The organism is Rhodococcus sp. 5A-K4 (genome assembly GCF_046097995.1).
Lineage (GTDB): Bacteria > Actinomycetota > Actinomycetes > Mycobacteriales > Mycobacteriaceae > Rhodococcus_F > Rhodococcus_F erythropolis.
Genome location: NZ_JBJURM010000021.1, coordinates 14035 through 35392, shown reverse-complemented (window position 1 = coordinate 35392; position 21358 = coordinate 14035). Strand labels below are relative to the sequence as shown.

Annotated in this window: 25 protein-coding genes and 1 pseudogene; 21 read left to right on the top strand and 5 right to left on the bottom strand. The window is 60.7% G+C overall.

Annotated features, from left to right (window positions below; all coding sequences use genetic code 11):
• Window positions 1-81: 81 nt before the first annotated feature.
• The gene (locus ACKAMS_RS24110) at window positions 82-771 is read right to left on the bottom strand and encodes a heme peroxidase (RefSeq protein WP_408989652.1); all 690 of its coding nucleotides are present in this window, start codon (window positions 769-771) and stop codon (window positions 82-84) included.
• Window positions 772-958: 187 nt separating this feature from the next.
• Here ACKAMS_RS24110 and ACKAMS_RS24105 point away from each other — a divergent pair, with 187 nt between their 5' ends.
• The 5 genes from ACKAMS_RS24105 to ACKAMS_RS24085 all read left to right on the top strand — a co-directional run bounded on the left by ACKAMS_RS24105 (window position 959) and on the right by ACKAMS_RS24085 (window position 8410).
• Window positions 959-1795, top strand: a complete 837-nt coding sequence (locus ACKAMS_RS24105) for a PASTA domain-containing protein (RefSeq protein ID WP_408989651.1) — start codon at window positions 959-961, stop codon at window positions 1793-1795.
• A gap of 172 nt (window positions 1796-1967) precedes the next feature.
• Window positions 1968-2930: a recombinase family protein gene (locus tag ACKAMS_RS24100; RefSeq protein ID WP_408989650.1), complete on the top strand. Its 963-nt coding sequence runs from the start codon at window positions 1968-1970 to the stop codon at window positions 2928-2930.
• 589 nt (window positions 2931-3519) lie between these two features.
• Entirely contained in the window at window positions 3520-4071 is a 552-nt protein-coding gene (locus ACKAMS_RS24095) for an NYN domain-containing protein (protein ID WP_408989649.1), read from the top strand.
• On the top strand, window positions 4068-6224 hold the full coding sequence (locus tag ACKAMS_RS24090; RefSeq protein WP_408989648.1) for an N-6 DNA methylase: 2157 nt from the start codon (window positions 4068-4070) through the stop codon (window positions 6222-6224). The genes ACKAMS_RS24095 and ACKAMS_RS24090 overlap by 4 nt, the downstream gene beginning before the upstream one ends.
• Window positions 6225-6397: 173 nt before the next feature.
• Window positions 6398-8410 carry a hypothetical protein gene (locus ACKAMS_RS24085; RefSeq protein ID WP_408989647.1) on the top strand — a complete coding sequence of 671 codons (2013 nt, stop codon included), beginning with the start codon at window positions 6398-6400 and terminating at the stop codon, window positions 8408-8410.
• A gap of 292 nt (window positions 8411-8702) precedes the next feature.
• Here ACKAMS_RS24085 and ACKAMS_RS24080 read toward each other — a convergent pair whose 3' ends face one another.
• Window positions 8703-8999: a hypothetical protein gene (locus ACKAMS_RS24080; RefSeq protein ID WP_408989646.1), complete on the bottom strand. Its 297-nt coding sequence runs from the start codon at window positions 8997-8999 to the stop codon at window positions 8703-8705.
• Between the two features lie 259 nt (window positions 9000-9258).
• On the opposite strand from ACKAMS_RS24080, the gene ACKAMS_RS24075 reads away from it, so the two are divergent.
• The 7 genes and pseudogenes from ACKAMS_RS24075 to ACKAMS_RS24045 all read left to right on the top strand — a co-directional run bounded on the left by ACKAMS_RS24075 (window position 9259) and on the right by ACKAMS_RS24045 (window position 12212).
• A complete protein-coding gene (locus ACKAMS_RS24075; protein ID WP_408989645.1) occupies window positions 9259-9642 on the top strand; it encodes a hypothetical protein in 384 nt (127 codons plus the stop codon).
• Between the two features lie 443 nt (window positions 9643-10085).
• On the top strand, window positions 10086-10313 hold the full coding sequence (locus tag ACKAMS_RS24070; RefSeq protein ID WP_197940557.1) for an antitoxin VbhA family protein: 228 nt from the start codon (window positions 10086-10088) through the stop codon (window positions 10311-10313).
• A complete protein-coding gene (locus tag ACKAMS_RS24065) occupies window positions 10310-10495 on the top strand; it encodes an antitoxin VbhA family protein (protein ID WP_408989644.1) in 186 nt (61 codons plus the stop codon). Before ACKAMS_RS24070 ends, ACKAMS_RS24065 begins: the two co-directional genes overlap by 4 nt.
• Window positions 10496-10501: 6 nt before the next feature.
• Entirely contained in the window at window positions 10502-11374 is an 873-nt protein-coding gene (locus ACKAMS_RS24060) for a Fic/DOC family protein (RefSeq protein WP_408989643.1), read from the top strand.
• Between the two features lie 151 nt (window positions 11375-11525).
• Window positions 11526-11771 carry a DUF6338 family protein gene (locus ACKAMS_RS24055; protein WP_408989642.1) on the top strand — a complete coding sequence of 82 codons (246 nt, stop codon included), beginning with the start codon at window positions 11526-11528 and terminating at the stop codon, window positions 11769-11771.
• A gap of 4 nt (window positions 11772-11775) precedes the next feature.
• Window positions 11776-11976, top strand: a pseudogene (locus tag ACKAMS_RS24050) (DUF6338 family protein); the annotation flags it as partial.
• A 20-nt stretch (window positions 11977-11996) separates the two neighbouring features.
• Entirely contained in the window at window positions 11997-12212 is a 216-nt protein-coding gene (locus ACKAMS_RS24045) for a DUF6338 family protein (RefSeq protein WP_408989641.1), read from the top strand.
• Window positions 12213-12529: 317 nt separating this feature from the next.
• Here ACKAMS_RS24045 and ACKAMS_RS24040 read toward each other — a convergent pair whose 3' ends face one another.
• On the bottom strand, window positions 12530-12892 hold the full coding sequence (locus ACKAMS_RS24040; RefSeq protein WP_408989640.1) for an ImmA/IrrE family metallo-endopeptidase: 363 nt from the start codon (window positions 12890-12892) through the stop codon (window positions 12530-12532).
• Between the two features lie 1408 nt (window positions 12893-14300).
• On the opposite strand from ACKAMS_RS24040, the gene ACKAMS_RS24035 reads away from it, so the two are divergent.
• The 6 genes from ACKAMS_RS24035 (at window position 14301) to ACKAMS_RS24010 (ending at window position 16849) form a co-directional block, all read left to right on the top strand.
• Window positions 14301-14441 (top strand): hypothetical protein, encoded by a 141-nt coding sequence (locus ACKAMS_RS24035; protein ID WP_197940562.1) that lies wholly within the window; start codon window positions 14301-14303, stop codon window positions 14439-14441.
• Window positions 14438-15058, top strand: a complete 621-nt coding sequence (locus ACKAMS_RS24030) for a hypothetical protein (RefSeq protein ID WP_408989639.1) — start codon at window positions 14438-14440, stop codon at window positions 15056-15058. Before ACKAMS_RS24035 ends, ACKAMS_RS24030 begins: the two co-directional genes overlap by 4 nt.
• Window positions 15055-15270, top strand: a complete 216-nt coding sequence (locus ACKAMS_RS24025; RefSeq protein WP_197940564.1) for a hypothetical protein — start codon at window positions 15055-15057, stop codon at window positions 15268-15270. Before ACKAMS_RS24030 ends, ACKAMS_RS24025 begins: the two co-directional genes overlap by 4 nt.
• 431 nt (window positions 15271-15701) lie before the next feature.
• Entirely contained in the window at window positions 15702-16043 is a 342-nt protein-coding gene (locus ACKAMS_RS24020) for a helix-turn-helix domain-containing protein (RefSeq protein WP_197940565.1), read from the top strand.
• A 200-nt stretch (window positions 16044-16243) separates the two neighbouring features.
• Window positions 16244-16564: a hypothetical protein gene (locus tag ACKAMS_RS24015; RefSeq protein WP_408989638.1), complete on the top strand. Its 321-nt coding sequence runs from the start codon at window positions 16244-16246 to the stop codon at window positions 16562-16564.
• A gap of 30 nt (window positions 16565-16594) precedes the next feature.
• Window positions 16595-16849, top strand: coding sequence for a zinc ribbon domain-containing protein (locus ACKAMS_RS24010; protein ID WP_408989637.1), 255 nt, complete (start codon window positions 16595-16597; stop codon window positions 16847-16849).
• Between the two features lie 4 nt (window positions 16850-16853).
• Here the strand turns inward: ACKAMS_RS24010 and ACKAMS_RS24005 are convergent, their stop codons facing one another.
• Window positions 16854-18290, bottom strand: a complete 1437-nt coding sequence (locus ACKAMS_RS24005) for a cutinase family protein (RefSeq protein ID WP_408989636.1) — start codon at window positions 18288-18290, stop codon at window positions 16854-16856.
• A gap of 39 nt (window positions 18291-18329) precedes the next feature.
• Window positions 18330-19181, bottom strand: coding sequence for an RNA polymerase sigma factor (locus ACKAMS_RS24000; RefSeq protein WP_408989635.1), 852 nt, complete (start codon window positions 19179-19181; stop codon window positions 18330-18332).
• 332 nt (window positions 19182-19513) lie between these two features.
• Between ACKAMS_RS24000 and ACKAMS_RS23995 the strand changes: the two genes are divergently transcribed.
• From ACKAMS_RS23995 to ACKAMS_RS23985, 3 genes are read left to right on the top strand one after another with little or no spacing between them, the layout of a single operon-like run.
• Window positions 19514-19843: a hypothetical protein gene (locus tag ACKAMS_RS23995; protein WP_408989634.1), complete on the top strand. Its 330-nt coding sequence runs from the start codon at window positions 19514-19516 to the stop codon at window positions 19841-19843.
• Window positions 19840-20949, top strand: a complete 1110-nt coding sequence (locus tag ACKAMS_RS23990; RefSeq protein ID WP_408989633.1) for a conjugal transfer protein — start codon at window positions 19840-19842, stop codon at window positions 20947-20949. The genes ACKAMS_RS23995 and ACKAMS_RS23990 overlap by 4 nt, the downstream gene beginning before the upstream one ends.
• A 20-nt stretch (window positions 20950-20969) precedes the next feature.
• Complete coding sequence (locus ACKAMS_RS23985; RefSeq protein WP_408989632.1) at window positions 20970-21332, top strand: hypothetical protein; 363 nt, start codon at window positions 20970-20972, stop codon at window positions 21330-21332.
• Window positions 21333-21358: the final 26 nt, after the last annotated feature.

Sequence of the window (21358 nt, the reverse complement as noted above, 5' to 3'; positions counted from 1 at the left end):
TTCCGTTGGCGGAGAATCGCTGAACTCAGAAGGTCAGGCGTGTAGTTGGTCGCTCCGCAGCTAGCGCTCAGCTCTGGTGGTTCACAGGTCGGCCGGATTCGAATCGCCAGATCGCATGATCGAGATGGTGACGTTGTGGCCGCATTTTTCGGCGACCGCTTTCACAAGCATCGCGGCATCGGTTGCGCTCACATTCTCCGCGGCCGCTCCGATCGCGTCGGCGACGTAGCGGATGACCATGCGATCAGCTTTCACACCGGGAGTACCCGCGAGCATCAGGAAGTAGTTCCAGGTGATCCCGGAACGCTGGCCAGGTACCCGCGCCCAGGCTTTCTTCGCGCTGTCGAGTTCGTCGGCGTCGGCTGCGCGGAGGTCGTCGGTGCTGTCGATTCCCAGCTCACGCAGCCGCCCGGCAGCCTCATGTATGGCCGCAGCCTTGAGCGGAGCACCTTTGGTCGTCGAGGTCGGTTTGCGGTTGTTCGTCATCTCGGCCCAATCCTTCGGGCCGCCGAGTTCGTCGAAAGTCTCCAACAGGGCGCCGGCATTGTCGGTGTCGGCATCACCGCCCTGCGCCTGCCGGAAGTCGATGTAATGCCTCAGGACGTTTTTGACGGAGTTGTAGTGTGCGCCGGTGGACGCGATCGAGTCGATGATGCACAGAGCAAGGCTGCGCGGGTAGCCATCCGGGCGGAACCACAGATCAGAATCGCCGAGGTCGGCGTTGCAGCGCTTCGCGAGGAGTTCAAGCCGATCATCTGATGGCGTGGGCATGTGTGTCCTGATCTGTGCTTCGAATGGGATGACTTCTTAACGCACTATGCCCGAGCACTCCGACATTGCTGAGTGAAATGGAATATCGGGCGATGCAGTGGGCGGGTTTGCCGCATGATGCAATATCCGAGAACAAATCATCGGGGAGACAGTTCCCGAATCTGCCAGCTGCCCAAAGACAGGTAAAATGCCGACGAAGCGCACCACCACAGCCCTGATAACCGGACTCGCATTTTCTTTCGCGTTGGTGGCCTGTGGGAGTGATCCGGTCGAAGTGCCGAAGGTGGCAGGTATTCGACTCGACGATGCCCACAATGTGCTCAAAGACGCAGGTTTCAAGGAATTCGAGGATATCGACGCGATATCGGACCGTCAGCCCCTGATGGACGCCAACTGGGTGGTGGTCGGACAGGTCCCGCCGGCGGGGGATCGGATGGACCAGAAGGACACCGTCACCTTGAAGATCGCGAAACCGGAAGACGAGAGAATCCGGGAAATCCTTCCGGAGGATTCACCCGTCCTGGCCGAAATACGTGAGCGCGACGCAGACACCGAACGCCGAAATGCCGAATCCGCGCGCAGAGCTGCGGACAAGGAACGCAAAGACGCGGAGCAACGGCTGGCAGACGCCAAAACTTACGTCGGCAAAGTCGATCCCGCGACACGACTGGCGAAAGCTGCCATCGACGAAGCCCTGGTTTTCGGAGAAGATGTCGGTGCAGGCCGCGCATCAGTTCTCGACATCGTCGGCTACAAGCAGGCGTTTGCGAGCACGATGGACTCCTACATCGCGATCCTCGAAGGCAGGGACCTTCCGGACCATCTCGAGAACGCGGTGAACGACATCCGCGAAACTGTCGACGGTTTCGGCTACTACCTCGAAACGCTCTACACGGCAGTCGGTTCCACAGCGGAAAGTTCCATTGCCCGCTCCCGGATCGTCTACGCCGATCGCAAGTCGTCTTACAACGACGCGATGGCGAAGATATACGAAGGATCGTCGGTGGCTCCTCCGCTGCTGTGAACCGCCGTTGAAGTTGGTGTATCCCCACATTTCATAGTGGTGAGGTACTTCAGAGAGCGCTTGTTCCGGTACACCGACGAGTTTCTGAATTCGCGCTCCCACGCCTGATCCCGGCAGATGCTGACGACTCCAAACCTGACGGAAACCCCTAAAGAAGGGTAGTTTTCGACAGATGTTGTTCGGTTACGCCAGAGTGTCGAGCGCAGATCAGAACCCCGCCCACCAGATCGACGCCCTGACGCGTGCTGGGATCGACGCCGCAAACATACACACCGACCACGCGGGCGGTGCGAAAGCCTCACGGCCGCAACTCGATGCGGTGCTGGCGCGGATGCGGGACGGTGACACGTTGGTGATCACTCGGCTGGATCGGTTGGGGCGTTCGGTGTTGCATCTGATCAGCCTCGGCGCAGAGTTGCGCGAGCGGGGGATCGGCTTGAAGGTTCTCGAGCAGGGCATCGACACCGCCACAGCGGAAGGGCGAGCGATGTTCGGGATGCTCTCCGTCCTCGCGGAACTCCAACGTGAGTTGATCGTGGCGAACACTCGGGACGGCTTGGCAGCTGCGCGGGCACGTGGCAGAAAGGGCGGCCGTCCGCCGAAGCTCACCGACGATCAAATCGCACTCGCCCAGCAGCTCTACGACGCGGGGGAGAAGACGGTCGCACAGATCGCGACGATGTTGAACGTTCCCCGCACTACTGTCTACGGACACCTGAACAAGCGCGCACCGGCGGCGGCGGCGAATGTGCCGACTGATCCGGTGAGCACGGTAGCTGCGGTCCCTGTTGCGGCGGCGCGAACGTCGCGGATCTGCCCGTCCTGCGGGTACGAGCCGAGCACCAGAGCCGAAGCAGCCCATCAACGCGGCGACCTGGCCGTGATCTGGCTGCATCCTCATACCGACAATCCGGCCGATCCTGGTGTGGTGATCGCTCGATCGCATTGCCATCAGTGCGAGCCGGGGCCGCCGGCGTTCGACGTCGCATGCACGGTGTGCGGTGACGGACCAATCCTTGCCGGCGATTTCGCACAGACCGCACGCAGTGGCACCTTGCCGGATCCGGTGCAGCAGTGGCTCACCGCGAGTGGATGGGACGTACTGCCTGAGCTGCGGTGCCCGGACCACACCTGAGAGGGTGCATACGGGATCACGGCGGCAGGCTGCAGCGCACGCCTGACCGGCTGCCGGATTCACAATCGGGGCAACGCTCGGGAACCAACAACATTCACCATCTCTGTCAGACCTAGCAGCTAGCGTCGACACGCGACGAGCAACAGGTCGCCACACTGACCCAGGCCGCGGCACCATCGGTGGTCCTGATCTGCAAGGACTCCATCCCTTGCCGATCGGTCGCAAGTGGCGGCCTGTTTCTCATTTTGTACCCGTCAAGTGGAGCCAGTGAGGCAATTGGTACTCAGCCGAGTGGCCGAAGTGTTCTCATGGTCGGCGGCTTGGTGTTAACAGTTCTCATGTTCGCCTGGAATGAGTGGTCGCCCGGGGTGCTGTTCAGTGAGATTCAAGTCCGGATCTTTTGCCCGGCTGAAGGCGCAGTATTTCTTCCTGGCCTGCTAGTTAAGTTAACTGTTCGATCGGCTGTGTAGTGACACATTTCGAAACTTAATTTTAGTTAAGTCCGTTAACCGAGTTAACGCTTGCATTGAGGGCGGGTGTGTACTAGCGTCATCGACAGTACGAGGACCGTCGGCCAGGAGGATCTGAGATGAACGCTTGCAGCAGTGGTGTGCGGTTGATGGATGCCAAGGCCCCGGTTCGACTTCTGGACCGGCCAGCGGAGATGGCCCCGGCACGCGCCGCCGGAGAACGCGTGGTGCATCTGCTCGACATGGAAAATCTGTGCAACGCAGCGGATGTTCGCGGCATCGACGCTGCGTTGACGATGCGTCGTTACATCGCCGTCGTACGTGCCGCCGTCGGCGACCACATCATCGTGGCGGCCTCGCATCACAACGCCCTCGCCTCGGGTTTGGACTGGAGGTCGGCGCGACTGCTACCACCGAGATCAGGAGTGAACGGCGCCGACGAAGCTCTGCGCGAGGTGATTGCCACCGAAGACCTCGCCGGCCGCTTCACCACGATTTACCTCGGGTCCGGAGACGGCATCTTCGCCCAAGACCTGTCCGCCCTGGCCGCCGCCGGTATGCGCACCCACGTGGTCAGTCGAAGCCGAAACCTCTCGCGAGCACTTCGCCTCTCCGCACACGATGTGACACTTCTCGATCGCCCACTCTCCACCAAGGATGTTGTTGCATGAGTATCCCTCTCGTCCGAGCGTCGGACATCGCGGAGATGGCGGGCGTCAGCCGCGCCGCGGTAACCCAGTGGCGTAAACGTCACAGTGATTTTCCTGCTCCCAAGGAAGCGGCAGATACCCCCAGCCCGATGTTCGACCGCACGGAGATCGAGCAGTGGCTCGTCGATAATGGACGCGGAATCCTGCTGCGTCGCACAGAGACACAAGGCCATCGGTCCATCGCGTCGCGCTTGATGCAGCACCTCCAAGGCCGCTACGCCCCCGGTACGGCAATCAAGATTGCATGTTCGGCCATCGTGCTCGACCACCTACTGCGCACTGCTTCCCGCGCCGCCATCGAGCAGGGCCCGGCGACAGGACTGGACCTCTCCGACATCGGCGCAGATTCCTTGAGCCGGCTACTGACCGAAAATGCCGAAGACCGGACACCCGAACAGGTCATCGATCTCATCTGTGAGAGAGAAGCGAATCTGCAGGGGTGCTTGTTGGAGTTGGTGGACCGATCGGGCTGCCTGATCGTCGAGGACGTCGTGCTCGAGTCCGTGGCCGATATCGTCGCGAGCGTGCCGGCAGAGGGGTTGGCGGAGGTGTACGACGAACTGTTGATGATGGATCCTCGAGCCCTCGGCAGCTACACCGAACCCTCGGCGATCACCGATCTGTTCGTCGATCTGCTGCCCGGTGGCGCCGGTGTCGTCCTCGACCCGGCCGTCGGCTACGCGAATTTGTTGATCGCGGTAGGAAAATCGCAGCCGCAGTCGACCTTGTTCGGTGTCGATACCGATTCCGGGGTGCTCGCCGTGGCGACCAGCCGGGCAGTGTTGCGACATCGGAACGTCGAACTTCGAGTGGGTAACTCCGTGGCCGGTGACCCGTTCCACGGGCTCGAAGCTGACATCGTGGTCACCAACCCGCCGTGGGGTACCCACATCGATCGCGATGTGAATCTGGCAGACCCCCGGTGGGTGTTCGGAAAGCCGACACAACGCGACAACGGCATCTGGCTCCAGCATGCGATCTCCCACTTGGCGCCGCAGGGGCGAGCGTTCGTATTGACTCCACGTCGAGACCTCTCGTCAAGCGGACGCACCAAAGACTGGCGCGACGAAATGCTGCGCCGAGGTGCAATCGAAGCGGTCATCTCCCTTCCCGCCGGAATGCTGCGCCCCTACACCGCGATTGCCTCTGCACTGTGGATCTTGGCAACACCCGGGAGCACGGTCGACCCTGATCGCGTGTTCTTGGCGTGCATCGCCGAACCACAAGGGCGAGGGAAGCAGATCGAGACGGCCACCGTCGTCGAACAGTACCGACGGTGGCGTTCGTCGGGCACTATCGCCGACAGCGATACCGAGATCGTTCTCCCCGTCAGGACTCTGCTCGAACCGGGAACCGGCCTGGATCCGGAAACCTGGCTCGCCAAGCAGAACGTCGTCGACCCGCAACAGCAACTCGACGAGATCCACGCTCTGGCAGAAGAGCTTCGGAGTATCCCCACCGAACGCGACCTACCGCTCGATTTCCCTCTCATCGTGGTCGAACGTGACGTGCGGGCCGAACGCCTCGAGGCGTATCCCGGAGTCGAGGTGATCCGGGGAGCTCCGGTGATCGATTCTCGCGAGTCCGGAAAGTCCGGAGAGTCTGGATCCGATCGGGTCGGGGTACTGACCCCGCGGGCAGTGCGTGATTTACGGGCCGGCGTAGAGCCGGAGGTGCAGTTCGTCGACCGAGTGTCGATGCGGCGTCGGGTGGAAACCCGCTCCGGAGACATCCTGGTCCAAGCATTGACTCCAGGGAGAACCGATCTTGTCAGCACCGTCCTGACTGATCAGGAAGCCGGCTGGACCATTTCGCAGCACTTCTATGTGGTTCGGGTGGATCCGGACGTAGCCGACCCCGGTTTCATTCGGACGTGCATCCGGTCGGGGAACCGACCAGCTCTGGCAAGCAATCCGGTCGGTCCGTCTACAGTGCAGATCAACAAGATCGAGGTCCCGGTATTGCCGCTGGCCGAACAACAGGAGATCGGCGCAATGATGACGCAACTGGAACACACCGCCGACCTCGCTCAACGACAGGCGAATCTGAACAAGAAGCTTCTGAGTTCGCTTTCGGTTGCGTTCGCCGCACACGCAATCACCGTCGCACGCTGAGATTTCGGCCAAATTCGTCAGGTAGATCGACAACTGCACAACCGCTTTACCTGCTGAACCTCGTTGACCAGGTTCTGCTCACTCCACCGGCGAGAAGGGGTGGGCATGTGCCGCCGCGCCATGACCGACAGCGGTCCCCACACTTTGTACGTAGAAAACAAGGAGCACCCCTCATGGGAGCAGTTGAACAGAGCAGAACAGTTCGAGAGCGCTACATCCCTTTGCCCACGGTGGACGACGACTACCGGCAGGTCCTGCTGCTCGGTACGACGGGGGCAGGCAAGACCACCGTCGTTCGTCAGTTGTTGGGAACAGATCCCGTCAATGACCGATTCCCTTCCACCTCCACCGCCAAGACCACGGTGGCCGACTCCGAGATCGTCCTCGCCGACGGGGACTTCAAAGCAGTCATCACCTTCTTCGGCCGCAGTGAGGTCGTCAAACATCTCGAAGACTGTGGCTGCAGCGCAGCACTGTCGATCCTGCACGGCGCGGCCGAGAAAGACGTGCGAGATCGCCTACTCGATCACGAGCAACAACGGTTCCGTTTCAGCTACATCCTGGGACGACGCACCGAACCCGCCACGAACGAACAGAGCGTGAAGCAGTTCGACGAGTTCGATGAATTCGACGAGTTCGACTCCGCGGACGACGCAGAAGGGGAGAGCTCGAGTTTCGATGCCGACCCTCAGTACCTTCCCTCCATCGACCTGGAGGAGACCAACACGGTGATCGATCAGGCGATCGGGACGCTGCGTGAGCTGGTAACCACGTATGCCGAGACCATCCGCACGGAACTCGACGCGACGACCGAAGACGAGCAGGTCGTCACCGAACTACTCGACGACGAACTCGATCGTCTGCTGCGCACCGACGAGAAGTTCCAAGCGGTCATCACCTCTCTGCTGGCGGAGATGGAGAAACGGTTCTCCGCCCTGTCCACCGGACAGATCGAGCGAGACGTTCACGGATGGCCGGAAAACTGGACGTGGGAAAGCAGCGACCGGACTGCGTTCCTTCGCGCCGTCAACAGGTTCTCCTCCAACTACGCACCGCTGTTCGGACACCTTCTCACCCCGCTGGTCGACGGGATCCGCGTCGCAGGACCGTTCCACCCCACCTGGTGGCAAGGAGAAATCCCTCGTCTGGTCCTCATCGACGGCGAAGGGTTGGGCCACACCCCGAAGTCCTCAGCGTCCCTGTCGACCGCAGTCGCGAACCGCATCAACACCGTCGATGCGGTACTGCTGGTGGACAATGCCGCCCAGCCGGTGCAGGCAGCTCCCGCCGCCGCGGTCCGCTCGATCCTGACCTCGGGCAACGCAGAGAAACTGATCTTTTGTTTCACTCACTTCGACGAGGTCACCGGCGACAATCTTGCTTCCATCAAGGACCGGGCACATCATGTTCTCGACAGTGTGAACAACCTGTTGGCAACGATCCGAGACGATTTCAACTCACGTGCAGAACAAGCGCTGCGTCGGCGGTTGGATGACAACAGAGTATTCCTCTCGCGTATCGACATAGCCCTCCAGCGGACAGACACCGATGGAAAGTGGTCGATCAATCAGTTCACACGACTGCTCGAGATGATCGAAAAGGTCACGGACCGACCCGATCTGGGTCCAGCACGTCCGGTCTACGACAAGGCAGGCCTCGAGAAGGCAGTCGTCACCGGAATCGGAGATTTTCACCGCCGCTGGGACGCCGTGCTCGGGCGGAAGGCACTGCCCGGCATTGCCCGCGAACATTGGACCCGGATCAAAGCACTCAACCGTCGCTTCGCCGAAGGCAGCGCCGACGAATACAACACGCTGCGTCCATCGTCAGACCTGCGGGAATTCGTCAAGGAAGAGATCTACAAGCAGCTCGAAACCCCGAAGAGTTGGACCGGTCGCCGCCCTGACGATTCGATCATCTTGACCGCGGTGATCGACGAGTTCTCCAATGCCATCGCCAAAAGGCTGTCCGACCCGATCCACGACAGGTTGTCGGTAACAGCTCAACCCGCATGGCAGAGATGCCTCGCTTTCAGCGGAACGGGATCGACGATCGACCGCGCGAGGTACATCGGCGAGGAGATCTTCCGCCGCCACGTCCACGCCTCGGACCCCAACGGTTTCCTTCACGAGGTTCTCGCCAGTCTCGACGAGGCGGCCAAGGAAGTCGACATCACGATCCGGTGATAGGCGTACTGTCGCAACGACATCGGATCACGATGAGCCCAAGGACGGTGGTGCCGACAGTGATCGGTACCACCGTTTGTGGGCAGTTCCCATTGCATTGCCGTAACTTAGATTATGTCATCCTGTCGATGAAATGCGCTGCCCAGCAACGAAATACGTCCACACTGAACGTGCATCGTCAGTGTCGAGTGGCAGCGTCACTACCAGAGTTGGAGTGGACGGAGTGGACACTTTGCAGCCTCGGCCGCGGCGATGCGCTCTTCGATGGTATCGAGTCCTACGTTCTGCCCGCCTACGTTTTGTCCGAACCGGATGCGAATCGCATCACTCCTCGTGGACCGACGCACTGTGAGGCATGTGGGTACATCCACCGGTACGCATCAACGACGTCCTGCAGTTGATGCTCGGGTCGATTGGGGTCGCGGTAGCGCGTATCACGGACCGATGAGCGGTAGGTATCGGCCAGCTTTCGAACAGCCGCCCGATCCTCGGCATGTAGTGGCACCTTCACATCTCGGGCTTCGCCCTCTGCTACCCGCGTGAGTTCCCGGCCTTCGGCGGTCAGATCATCCCAGTATTTCTGGTTCATCTCGGTATCGGTTCTCTTCCACGTCAGGTTGGCCAACGAAAGCGGTCGCTTAGATTATCCGATCTCATGCGCGGTGGCTGGTAGTTCACCACACTGACCAGCGTGGGGACTGCATATCGACGATACGGCGGGTCCGAGAGAGGCAAGGAAGTCATCGTGCCTGGGTGAGGCCTGGTGCTGCTCGTGAAACGCGAGTCCGCTTCCTTCTCCGGCTCGGCAGATTCACAGATCGGGGCCAAAGAGCGAGGAAGTGACGTACGTGGCTAAAGATGGTTGGGAGTTCTGGCGGGTCAGCAATGCGTCGAGCGGGGCGCTGGAATGGCTCGCGGTCACGAGTCCGGGTGCACGCGCAGCGATCGACCGCGAAAAAGTGTGGACGCTGTTGCCGAAAAGCCACATGTTCCTCGCCAACTGGTTCCTCACCGCGGATTTCGAACGAGAAGACGACGCGAACGATTGGGTGTACGAGAATCGACTCGTCGAGGCACGTGAGGTGGCGCTGGAGGTGCCGGAGCCCTCGACTGCGACCGTGACCCGTTTGCCCCACCCCGAGTCGTCTTTGACGCTGAATCAGATCGATCGGCACCCCGTGGACAAACTTCTGGGCAAACGAGTGGCGGACAAACTCGAAAACCGGACCTGATCCGCTGCAAAGCATCCAAGCACAGAGAGATCCGCGAGTCATCTGACCTACGTCGCTTCGTCGCTTCGATCGAGCGTGACGACACCACCGCCATAACCGCAACACTGTCGGACCCCCGAACTACCATCAACACCGCGACGAGCATCAGGTCGCCCCACTGACCAGACAACAGCGAAAGCTGAAAGTCCTGACCTGCAGGAAAATCTTGCAGATCGGTCTAGGCGGCGACCTGATTTTCAGTCGAGACCGCGGCGGGAACCGGTCCTCGCCTGGCTTGCGAAGGCGCACCGCACCGTCCACGACCCGATTGATCCACTTGGTTTCGACTGCCTCCGCGAGCCCCGGATACCGCAGGAAAATAGCAATGATCAGGTAGAATAGTGAACAGTGCGCAGCTCCCTGATGTGTGACCGCACTGTCCCCGCGACGGCGAAGGAGCACCAGTGAGCATCGCATCCAACTCGCAACCACGCCTGACGGAAGCCCAGATCGACCGCGCGATCGCCGCCGCCACGGCCGGTCACCGCATGGCGGGTATGGAGCCCAGCGCCGCGGACATCGCCATCGGGCGCCGGCAACTACGGGGAGAAATCACCGGCGACGAAGCCGTCGAACTTGCCCTCGCCGCAGCTTTGAACGAACGAAACGAATGCAAGGAGCAGTGCCTATGACCGCAGCACGCCAAGCCAGCCCTCACGACATCGAAGAATCCGTCCAGTTCGCCGCTGCGGGAATTCGCCTGGCCGGCGGAACTTTCACCCCGGCTGATGAAGCGGCCACCCGCCGCGTCGCTTCCGGAACTTCTACCCCGGAAGAAGAAATCGCTGCGTTTCGCCGCGAGCTGGGGTATTGACGTCCCTTGCCGCGGAAAACTCCACAGTTTCGTTCCTGGGATGACTACTACATCCCAGGTACCACTGTTCTACGCAACAAACTGACCAGCGCAACCCAACCTTACGGAACCACAGATCCCGACAAGCTCCGGCAGTTCGAAGAGCGCGCCGCGTCCGTGCGCCTGGTCGCCGCGAAACTCGATCCCATTCGCGGTTCATTCGACTACAACCACCTCAAAGCCATCCACCGCGCACTCTTTCAGGACGTGTACGACTGGGCCGGAGAAGAACGCACCGGCCCGCTCAGCCAGATGAGTAAAAGCGGGCCCGACGTCGTCAATTTCCCGCCAGGCGATCCCCACGCACCCATGGTGAACTACGGCTACTACCCCGCCCCGGCCATTGCTGATGCCGCCACCCTCCAATTTCGTCGACTCGCCAAACACGATCTCCTGCGCGGCCGAGACCGCGAAGAATTCGTCGCTGGCCTCGCCGAACATTGGGGTGAAATCAACACCATCCACAGCTTCCGAGAAGGAAACACCAGAACCCAATTCGTGTTCTTCTCCGAACTCGCCCGCCACGCAGGCTACGAACTGGATATCACGCAGTTCGCCGAAAACCGGCTACTACGAACTGAATTCGTTCACGCTCGCTTCTACAATCAATCCACCACCCGAACAGACCGCCTCGAAGCGGTGCTGAACAAGGCACTCGCCGAGACCCAGCCACCGTCGCGACTCTCAGACGCCAGCGAACTCGACGACCCCGTGCGCGCCGTTCGCCTAGCTTTCCCGGCACCGCCGACAACAACCCGTGGTCAGAGTTCGTCTACACCCGAAACCACGCGCCCACAGGAGAAATCAGCGAAACGCAAACGCGGTCACGAACAAGACTGAACCCTTCGCTGCCCTGCTGGCTGAATGCCGAGTCCGACAACTCGCCGAGGATATTTCCGGCCGAGGTTCTTAAACCCGGCGAGGGGAGCGTGATTCGATATGCCGCACAGGCAGGCGATGACTCGACAACGGTCAAGGACAGAATAGCTAGATGACGTTGCCTCAAACACTATTTCAAGTTGTTGCCATCCTGCTCCTGGTGGTCCCGGGCATCATCTTCACCGCAACGCGAAGGTTTCTACGCGGGCTTGGAGCGGACGAGAAGGACTTCAGTGTCCGGTTGATCCATGCCATCGCGGCCAGCGTGATCTTCGATTGCCTTTATCTCATCGTGGCTGGTCCGTGGCTGGTCCGTGGCTGGTCCGTGGCTCGTATCCCTCATTGCAGGTGCCAGTAGCCCCATGCAATCCGCCGTACTCGCTCGCCCACGAATAAGCGGTCTGACAGTCCTGATACTGGCGGTAGTGATTCCTGCGCTTGCTGCGGTGCTTGCTCACGTGAGATTCCGAAAACGGTGGTATCCGTTCACGTTTGCCGAGCGCCGGCATTCGACGCCGACGGCCTGGGACTACGCAGCGACACAGGCCGACTGTTACGTCCGAATCTATACGAGCGACGGGAAATGGGTCGGCGGCTACATGCCGGACAAAAAGGTTTCATCGCAACGTACCCGGAGCCTCGCGACATCTACATCCCTCAACAATGGAAAATGTCTCCCGCTGGAGAGTTTCTCTCTCACGTCGAAGGCACACTGGGAATTTACGTTCCGCTCACGGGAGCGGAACGAGTTGAATGGGTGGCGTCTGCGCCCCCTTCAGATGATCCGACAGGCAGCTGAAGGCTCAGGATGTCTCGGTGGCAGTGGATTGCCCGCTACCGCCGCGAGGTGGTGGTGGAGGTGGAGGAGGACTTGCCAGGCGTGATACGGGTTGGGCGCCGTTCTGTCCGCGCCGCGAATCCGCACGCGGCATGGCCCGCCAGTAATTGACCGCGGCGGCCGTCGATTCGATTCAGTCATCAGGCGGCTCAGCCTTTGGATGAACAAGGGTCGTGACTGCGCGGGTAGGTGTTTCCTCCCCGATCTTGCCGTCTTGCTTGTGAATTACGTGCTCAACACCTCGCGCGATCGCCATTCAGTTGTGCCCGTGTATCGCCCTAGCCCAGGAGAAGTCGTAACCTCGGGAGGGTTATCCGCAACTCTGCGGCGAGATTCGTGAGCGACGTCCCGTTCGCTTCTGCCATCTCGAAGGCGGCCCGAAGAAGTGCCAGGACCTCTTCCGTGTACCCCTGGACGGATTCACGGGCGAACAGTCCTGAGGTACGAAGTGTGGCGAGTCGCTGGTGGGAGCGCCGGTAGGTTGCTTCGGAGACCGTGCCAACCTCTTTGCAGCGACGCAGGAGCGAGACGACCGATACGCCCCACTGTGTGCTCAGCTCTCCCAGTTTTTTGAAGTCCAGGCGCGCCGGCAGCAGCGGTGTTATTTCGGCACTGGGAGTGAGGAATTCGGCGGCGAACATGTCGGCCTCGCGCTCCTACTGCGTATCTCCAGGCACACAGTCGCTGTGCATCACAAGGTGGCCCAGCTTGTGAGCGGCGCTGAATCGGTGCCGGTACACATCGTCGGCGCGGTCCGGTGTCAGCCACGACAATGGGTCTGGGAAGTTTAGAGGTGGAGAAGGCGTCGATGGTGGTGGTTTCCGTACCGGCGACGGGCACCAGAGTGACAACGATTCCGTGTTGTTCCATAGTGCGAACCATCCGGCCGATCCGGCCGGCACCAAGTTCCCAGTGACGACGAAGAGCCTGCGCCGCTGCGACAGGTTCTATGGGAACGTCGGTCTGCTGGATCTCGCCTGCGGAGAATCCCGGCAGGTCGACGATCGGGAATCGAACCCGTTTTTCCAAGGCGTACGTCAGCTCCCAGACCTGCTCCACGAAGGAGATCGCTTTCTCTCGTTGGCTCGCGGCGTTCGCCGCAAACTGCGAAAGTAGGCATCGGCCGCATCGAGACGTGCATAGGGTCTGCCTGCAGCGAGGAACGCGACGGGAATATCGAGGACTCCTGCAAGGGCGTCCACATTGTCCGGCCGCGGCTCGCAGTTCCAGCCTCTCACTGGCCGACCGCCACGGCGGAGACATTTATCCGTTCCGCGACAGTCTTCTTCGTCCTTCCCGCAAGGCGGCGAGCCTGCGTCAGCCTTGCGGAGTCGATCACCCCTCCCGCCAGCTCCTCTCGACGTCCCGTCCGCCGAGCTAGCAGGCGTTCGGGTGTACACAAAGATTCGAGTCGAAGACTCACAAGGCGTAGCCGGTATCGCCGAGTATTGGTGGACGTCGTCACCGAAACACGAGCGGCACGTATCGCTCGCATGCACCGACTGGGGTTGTCGATCGATCAGATTGCTGGTCGGCTCGGGGCTCGGGCCGGTTCGTGAGGCGAACCTTGGTTGAACTTGACGTTGCGCGTCGTCGACGCTCGTGCCTCAGATGAGGCAGATTCGGATACCGTCCGGTGAGGTGAGCCGGGATCGCATTACTTCGATTCCCGCTCACCTGATCATGTCGAGAGTTCGACGAAACATGCAGATCACCAGGCATTTTCGTCGTGGTCCGTGACCGGCAATCCTAGGGGCGGCCTGTTCGAGATGTGCTGTACCGGATGTACCGTCCCGTTCCGAGAGGTTGTTGGTGGAACAACCCGCACTGGTCTATTAACGATCGAGGAGATTCGACGACGATGAACTCACCGAAACCATCAACTGCGCCCGCGTCCTTGCCTGGATCTGTGATCCACAGTGGACGAATGTCGGCAGAGATCTTGTCCACCTTCCTGCGTGCTGCAGTTCTGTCCGGGCATATAGATGGAGTCCCTTTCCCTACCAACGGGAATGACGACGCAGAGGTTGTAGACGAAAGGAAGATGTCATGAACAACGTGGGGGAGAGCCGCATCGAAAATCGATTGGGCGCAATGCTTTCGGAGTTCGATATAGGCGAACACCAGGATGGATCCACGCGGATCGACTTCGCGCTGGGTGCAAAAGCTGACGGCGGGGATCCTCGATGAGGACTCGCGAGCTCGTTGTCGTGCAGGTCAATGCGACAGGAAATGATCCGGCGCGACACGTCGCGCTCGAAGTTGCGGCCTTGAGCCTTGTGAGCGGGAAAAGTTGGGACTTCACAGTGCCGCTAACTCAGGAACAGCTCGTTGACGCGGATCCATCAACTCTCCGTATGAATGGCTATTACCGTCGAGGATTGGCTGACCGTGCCGATCTATCTCGTCCACTTCTCTCTGGTCGAATCGCCGACCTGGCGGGGGCTTTAGCCGGCAACACTCTCGGTGGTACTGCGCCGGAAGAGTCTGCGGATTTCCTCGCGCGACTGTTCCGTAGCTTCGATATCGAGCCACGATGGCACCCGCGTTTGGCAGACATCGGAGCTTTGACGGCTGGGGCATTCGGTCTGGCTGCGACGTCGATTCCGACATTCACGGCTTGCTGTCGAATGTGGGGAATCGACTTTGATGCGGATGAGCTGTCAGCGATGACCACCGCTGCAGCCGCCGCAGGGTGCTTCCACACTCTCGATCAGTACAGCGCGGTCGATGTGTTGCACGGGAGTGAGCCACAGCCGGTCAAGCTGTCGGTGGTCCCCGACCACGCGATTCGCACACATCCATGACCGGACGAGGAACTGTCGAGAACTTTCTTTGTCGGCTCGCGGCCCGACACCTCCTCGGCGCATATCTCATCGTCGTACTAGTTGTGAACGTGGCCCAGTCGCTGCGACAAGATGCCGCCTTACCGTTGTGGACCTTTTGGCTCCTCGATGTCCCATTGGTGATCGTCGCTTTCGGAATGACCGGACTGTGGATCATGCAGCGCGTGCAGTGATCTCGTGAAACGGGCGAGCACCCGAAGTGTGAAACGTCACTGTGACGAACTGGGGAGTGATCTGGTACGTCCGGCACCCCCGAAATGCGTACGAAGACCATCCGCCGAACTGTTCGAACGGCACCACAGCTACGGCATGGCGCAGGTTGGTTTTCGGAGGCAGTAACTCGATCTCTCACGCTCGAACAGTTCTACGGCGCCGCGCCCTCAGGAACCGCGTGTCACCGCGGCTGATTTCGCCGCCTCAGTTGTTGTAACCGTGTTGCTCGCACTGACGGTAGCGCGACTTTGAAAGCGCCCTCGTTGCATGAACATGCACAACTTGTGCGTTGAGCGCGACGGTTTCGGCTTGCGGCAGTAGGTGTTTCCACTCAGAGCATGCCCAGGGCGGGTTTAGCGAGTTGTCGGTGGCGTGCGTCAGAATGTCGGTTATGAGCATCGTTCAGCGCATGTACCCGGAGGGTGCGCAGTTTGATGCGTTCGTGATGCATTGTGATCATGCTCGTTTCGTCTACAACCTCGGGTTGGAGCAGCGTTCGTGGTGGACGCAGTCGCGACGCCATTTCCGGCAGAAGATCAACTACGTATCGCAGGCCGCTGACCTGACCGAAGCCAGGCGTGAATTCGACTGGCTACGAGCGGGTTCTACTGTGGTGCAGCAGGGTGCGCTGCGGGATCTTGATCGAGCGTTCACCAACTTTCTTCGCCCGCCGCGCTGGGTATCCGAGGTTCAAGAAGCGTTCGAATGCCCGGCAAAGATTCGCGGTTCGTGATCTGTCGGTGCGTCGTGTCAATCGTCGGTGGGGTGAGATTATGGTGCCGAAGGCTGGGTGGGTGCGGTTCCGTACCTCCCGCGCCTGGACGGAGATTTACGCGGCCACGTCGGCTCGGATCGCACTGACGTGGCCGGTGGACGGTGAGCCTGACGGCACCACCGCCAGCCCACAGGAGGCCGGACACGACAGCAGTGGTGGTGGGGGTCGATCGTGGTGTGGCAAATTCGGTCGCCACGAGCGATGGCCGCATGTTCCATGCTCCCGGTCTCACTGCCGGGGAGCAGGTTCGGTTCCTGGTGCTGCAGCGGCGCCTGGCCGACCGACGCGGTGACTGGATCGAACAAACCGCCACCAACTTGACGGGCGCCTACACGGGTGCGGCGATCGAGAATCTGCCGATCCGCACCATGACTCGGCGGGCGATGCCGAAACCCGACCCCGACCATGCCGGAACATTCCTGCCGAACGGTGGGCGGGCGAAGTCCGGGCTGAACCGGGCGATCCTGGCCTCGTGCTGAGGGAAGTTCGCGCGACGTCTCGATGACAAGATGCCGGTCATCGCGGTTCGGGCCGCCTACACCTCGCAGCAGTGCTCGAACTGCGGTCACACCTGCCCTCAAAATCGCGACAGCCAAGCGGTTTTCCGGTGCCAGGGTTGCGGTTTCGAGCATCACGCGGACACCAATGCCGCGATCAACATCCGTGATCGCGCTTTCACCATCGATTCACCAACCCGAGGGCATTCGGGGGATCGGGTGCATCAGTCACGCCTGCGTGCCGCACCAACCACCTCGGTAGCGTGAGCTATCAGGGGATCTCCGTCCGTGAGGGCGGGAAGGATGTCAACTGAGTGCGCAGATTGTTCGTCAGTTCCTCCGCACCGGTTCGTCCGGAGTCATTGATCGGCGTGCTGGCATAGGAGTTGTGATCGTCGTTGGCGATGAATGTTGCGTAGTTCAATACTTCATCGAGAACCTTGCCGGGAGTGAGCTCGTCAGCCATCTTGTTGAGCATCGGGAAGGCGTCGAGAGGCAACGCTTTCAGCGTCTTGCGGACCGCATTGTTGAGCTGGCCGACGAGCTTTCCAAGATCGGGCGGCAATGCAATGTAGTTCTGCATCGCCGCATTCGCCGAGATACGTGACACGGTTACGCCGATGGCAGCGTATTCGTTGATCGGCAGCTTGGAGACGACCTGCCCGATGACGGTGGAGAGCTGTGTAGCGAAGTTGATGACCTGAGGAGCGAGCTGCGCAAGCAGTCCCGGAACGGCGAGGAAGTCACCCCGGGAGACTGTGTCGGTCAGCTGAGTGACAGAGGCGGTGATAGGGGCGATGTCCGCGCCGGGGATCGTTTTGGCAGCGACATCCGCACTCAGATTGACGACCTGTGAGGCGAGATCGAGCGCGAGCTGCGGGACCGCCAGAAAGTTTCCGGTAGCGACATTCTGATTGAGTGCATCGAGCGTCTTGGTCAGCGGAGCGCCATTGAGGCCGAGGAGAGTCGTGACGACGCCCGCGACGGACTTCACCGAATCACGCGCATCGATCTGAGATCCGAGCGCCCCGATGAACTGTGTCCCGACGGCATCGTCGGGGGTGTTGCAGTAGAGATCGCCGGCAGCGCAGACGCTGACAGCGATGTCACTCAGCTCACCGAAACCAGCCGGCCGAGCACCAGCAAATCCGACGCCCGTAATGGGAGCGCCGATGCTCTTTCCCGCGTTCTTGGATTGCCCGGGGTCGGCGAGAAGGGCGACCCCGAACATACGATTGCGATCAACTGGCCCCGACCCGCTGCCAATATCTGCCGCAAGATCGCCCGCTGCATCAGCGCCTTGGGAGAATCCGGTGAGACCGAACTTGGTGTTGGTGCATTCGGCGGCCTTATCCGCGATCATCTTCGAAGCGGTGTCGATTGCCTGCTTCTTGCTTGTGCCGTACGTGTCAGCTTTGTCGTCGACGATGAGAGCCATGTACGGCACGTACTCGACTTGGAGCTGCGCGGCCGAGAACTCGTTCGCCAAAGGATCCGTGACGTTCTTGAGCATGCCGCGCGACTGGGTTGGATCGGCATCCGCGGTCGTTTCTGTCGTGCCCGGGATGGCAAGAAGAAGGTTGTCTGGGCAGGCAGGCTTCGGTGCACTTTGATTGGCTGTCGCAGCCGGGACCGCGACGACAGCTGCCAGAACTCCGATGGCAACAGCGGCCACCGTGACTCGTCGTGCGGTGATGAATGTACTCATCGGAGTGTCCTTGTCTTGAGGGCGGGAGTGGAGTGAAGCTCAGCTTGCGAGGGAAAGGTTCTTCTTCGCAGAGCGGTACATGGAGATCCGCTTGATCTTGGGTTCAGAGACGTTGAGGTGATCGCAAACGGCGTCGCGCACTCGGGCGATCGACCGACTCAGCCGCTTCCGGGCAGCCGCGTAAGTGATCCCCATTTCTTCCGCCAAAGCGGCGACATCGACACCGTCCTCGTTCATGTACGACCGCATGATCAGTGTGCGGTCGGAGGCCGAGATTGTGCCCTGATCGACTGCCCAATCCAGCACATCCATGACATCGATCTCGGTGGGATCCTCGGCACGAAGAAACTCCTCCGCTGCTTTTTCCTCATCTGCGATTTGGAAATAGGTGTCGCCGACGGTGACGTCGAGAGCAGTGTTGGTCGCAGTGATTTTGTGGAGGGTGTTCAGTGCGAGCTGCCCAGCGATTCCTCGGTGCGCTCCGCGATACGTCGAGATTGTGTCCCAGAATGCATGAAGAGTTGCAGCGGTCCGGTCTGCGTACGCAGCGTGTGCGGCGACGCCGTTGGCGACTCGGGCGTACTTCTGCATCCCAGCCAGTTTCGGGCGCATGAATTCAATCAGCGTGTTGCCCGCCAACGACGAGCCGGCTTGGTGTGCGTGGAGCAAGACCGACAAAACTGCGTCGGGTTCGCAGAAGGTGAGTGCCTTCAAATCCGAGAACGACTCGGCGCCGGCAAGCTCGGGCCGCGTGCTGACCCATTGCGAGAGTTCGATGCGAGCGGAGGGCATCGCGGACTCTCGTATCCACTGCTGATGCAGAGCAGCGAGGAAGTCGGTCGAGTTGACGGGAATGGCGGCGCTGGTGTGCGCGTGGATGGACGTGTCCACGGCGATCTCCCTATGCAGAAGGAATTGGTCTGCAGAGGAGTAGATCAACGGGTTATTGCCGTGAACTGCATGTATGTCATTGCCATTGAGGTTCCTGTTATTGCCGCGGCTGTGCCGATCAGCTCAACTGCGCGGTGAATGAGGTCACAGTCGATTACGTCGGCGATGGCCGGAGCAGGCACTTCCTCGACTGGCAATGACACCGAGAGCTGCTCCAGAAATCTTTTTGAAAAAAGTTCGCCGCGACCTGTCACAGCGTCCCGAAAGCAGAACCTCCTCTCTTGTAGAGGCCCTCGAAATTGCCGAGAGCCAGACGAGAGGAAGGACCTGACATGGCCGAGCCGGACCCGCAGGTGAGCACCGATTCATGGCGAGACCCGTTCACTCGCTTCAGTGGTGAATCGGAAGATCTCGGTGCCCAGCTGCGCGATGCAGGTCTGGCGTTCGCCGTACAGGAACAGCTGCGGACCGCGCTGACCGAGCTCGCGGACCACCCTCTCAGCCCGGAAGCCGGCGCGCGCGTCCGTTACCTACTGGGAGAGCCTGCGGCCGGTGCTCGAGCAGCACTCGGACGACTGAACACGAGCCGAAAGGCAGCAACACAGGCACCGACTCTGTCGATCGTCGCGCCGCTCATCGACAGCGAAGGCGGTGCCTCATGAGTCGCTTCAAGGGAATGAAACGGAAGCCGCATACGGACAAAGTCGTCCTCGAAGACAACGAACCGCAGAGCGAGCAAGCGACCTGGGCGCGCACTCAGGACCGCAAGACACAGGTGGTTCGTTTCGGGCTCTTCGGCGCCATCGGCGCGGGTGTTCTCGCACTCGTTCTCGTGCTGTCCGGATTCACGGCGTCCTCCCCAACTGTGGTGAAACCGAAGTCGACCGCTTCCGTGAATACTGCAGCACAGGCACAGGCGGAAGACCTCGCGCAGCAGTTTGTTGTGACGTGGCTTCAAGCGAAACGTGGTGCAGAAAAGACACTCGCTCCATACGTCCGGGCGGAAGGAATCAGGCTCCCATCGGAAGCGCTCTTCGTCGCCAGCGACGCCCGAGTTGCCAGCGTTGAAATACAACCTGCACCCACGAGTCCTGTCGCAACATCCGGAACTGGCGCACCAGTTTCCAACACCTCAAGTGTCTATTCCGTCGTCGTCTCGGCATCCGTACGACAGGCATCCGAACCCTCCGAAGCAGCGCAGCGACGCTTCTTTTCAGTACCCGTTGTCGTCAATGAAGGCAGCGCTCGGGCGGCATCAATCCCGTCACCCGTTCCCGCCCCCGCGACCGGACCCGACGTGAATCTCGGCTACAAATACCGCATTGTCGCCGGGCACCCGTCGAACACAGCAGTCCAACAATTCCTCGCAGCTTTGACCGCAGGAACAGGAGAAATTTCGCGATACGTCGCGCCAGGCACCTCCCTTCGCGCGATCAGCCCAGCCCCTTACAAGAGCGTCAAAGTCGTCGATCTTGTCTCCGATCGCGACTTCTCCGGTGAGGCAGCAGACAAAGCGTCGGCCGACGGAATCAAGATCCGCGTGCTCGCCACTGCCGAACTCTCTGTCACGTCTACCGACTCGGTAACCGGCCAGTATCCGCTCACACTCACCTCCCGCGGCGGCAGATGGGAGGTGTCCGCCGTGGACTCCAGTCCGTTGCTTCCTGCCCCCGAACAGACCACGGCAATCAGCGGTGCGCCCTCAACTCCGGCCTCGACTGCACCAGCGAGCGCAACTGCTCCCGCTTCAGCTACCCCCGTCAACTGACATCACCGAAAGGCATTCCGATGAGTACAACCGCACTTCTCCTCGACCCGAACACCCACATCTTGGCCGAAGGAATTCTCGAGCTGGTCAACAACAAGGGAACCGAGGCGCAGGACACGATCCGAATCCTTACCGGCGCCGGAGCTTGCGGAGGCGTCGCATTCACAGCAGTCAAGAGTCGTTTCTCCTTGGCTCCCATCCTGCTGGCTGGTCTCGTCGCGGGACTTCTTGTCTGGCTTGTCTGGAACGTCACCGCAGTCAAGGACAAGGTCGGCTCCGAACTCGAATCCCTGGGCCACTCGATCGTCGTCGATGCATCCGAGACGCCTACCGATCTGCTCGGATCGGCGTTAACGAGCCTGCCAAACCCGCACGAAATCTAACTCACTCCAGCCCCAGTCCAACAGCG

Bases quoted from the DNA above. Each gene is read 5' to 3' on its own strand.
- ACKAMS_RS24080 (WP_408989646.1), bottom strand. From the start codon at position 8,999: ATGAACCAGAAATACTGGGATGATCTGACCGCCGAAGGCCGGGAACTC.
- ACKAMS_RS23995 (WP_408989634.1), top strand. From the start codon at position 19,514: ATGGCCGAGCCGGACCCGCAGGTGAGCACCGATTCATGGCGAGACCCG.
- ACKAMS_RS24035 (WP_197940562.1), top strand. From the start codon at position 14,301: ATGAACAACGTGGGGGAGAGCCGCATCGAAAATCGATTGGGCGCAATG.
- ACKAMS_RS23990 (WP_408989633.1), top strand. From the start codon at position 19,840: ATGAGTCGCTTCAAGGGAATGAAACGGAAGCCGCATACGGACAAAGTC.
- ACKAMS_RS24065 (WP_408989644.1), top strand. From the start codon at position 10,310: ATGACCGCAGCACGCCAAGCCAGCCCTCACGACATCGAAGAATCCGTC.
- ACKAMS_RS24025 (WP_197940564.1), top strand. From the start codon at position 15,055: ATGACCGGACGAGGAACTGTCGAGAACTTTCTTTGTCGGCTCGCGGCC.
- ACKAMS_RS24045 (WP_408989641.1), top strand. From the start codon at position 11,997: ATGGGTCGGCGGCTACATGCCGGACAAAAAGGTTTCATCGCAACGTAC.
- ACKAMS_RS24040 (WP_408989640.1), bottom strand. From the start codon at position 12,892: ATGTTCGCCGCCGAATTCCTCACTCCCAGTGCCGAAATAACACCGCTG.
- ACKAMS_RS24090 (WP_408989648.1), top strand. From the start codon at position 4,068: ATGAGTATCCCTCTCGTCCGAGCGTCGGACATCGCGGAGATGGCGGGC.
- ACKAMS_RS23985 (WP_408989632.1), top strand. From the start codon at position 20,970: ATGAGTACAACCGCACTTCTCCTCGACCCGAACACCCACATCTTGGCC.
- ACKAMS_RS24110 (WP_408989652.1), bottom strand. From the start codon at position 771: ATGCCCACGCCATCAGATGATCGGCTTGAACTCCTCGCGAAGCGCTGC.
- ACKAMS_RS24055 (WP_408989642.1), top strand. From the start codon at position 11,526: ATGACGTTGCCTCAAACACTATTTCAAGTTGTTGCCATCCTGCTCCTG.
- ACKAMS_RS24030 (WP_408989639.1), top strand. From the start codon at position 14,438: ATGAGGACTCGCGAGCTCGTTGTCGTGCAGGTCAATGCGACAGGAAAT.
- ACKAMS_RS24095 (WP_408989649.1), top strand. From the start codon at position 3,520: ATGAACGCTTGCAGCAGTGGTGTGCGGTTGATGGATGCCAAGGCCCCG.
- ACKAMS_RS24105 (WP_408989651.1), top strand. From the start codon at position 959: ATGCCGACGAAGCGCACCACCACAGCCCTGATAACCGGACTCGCATTT.
- ACKAMS_RS24005 (WP_408989636.1), bottom strand. From the start codon at position 18,290: ATGAGTACATTCATCACCGCACGACGAGTCACGGTGGCCGCTGTTGCC.
- ACKAMS_RS24020 (WP_197940565.1), top strand. From the start codon at position 15,702: ATGAGCATCGTTCAGCGCATGTACCCGGAGGGTGCGCAGTTTGATGCG.
- ACKAMS_RS24085 (WP_408989647.1), top strand. From the start codon at position 6,398: ATGGGAGCAGTTGAACAGAGCAGAACAGTTCGAGAGCGCTACATCCCT.
- ACKAMS_RS24010 (WP_408989637.1), top strand. From the start codon at position 16,595: ATGCCGGTCATCGCGGTTCGGGCCGCCTACACCTCGCAGCAGTGCTCG.
- ACKAMS_RS24100 (WP_408989650.1), top strand. From the start codon at position 1,968: ATGTTGTTCGGTTACGCCAGAGTGTCGAGCGCAGATCAGAACCCCGCC.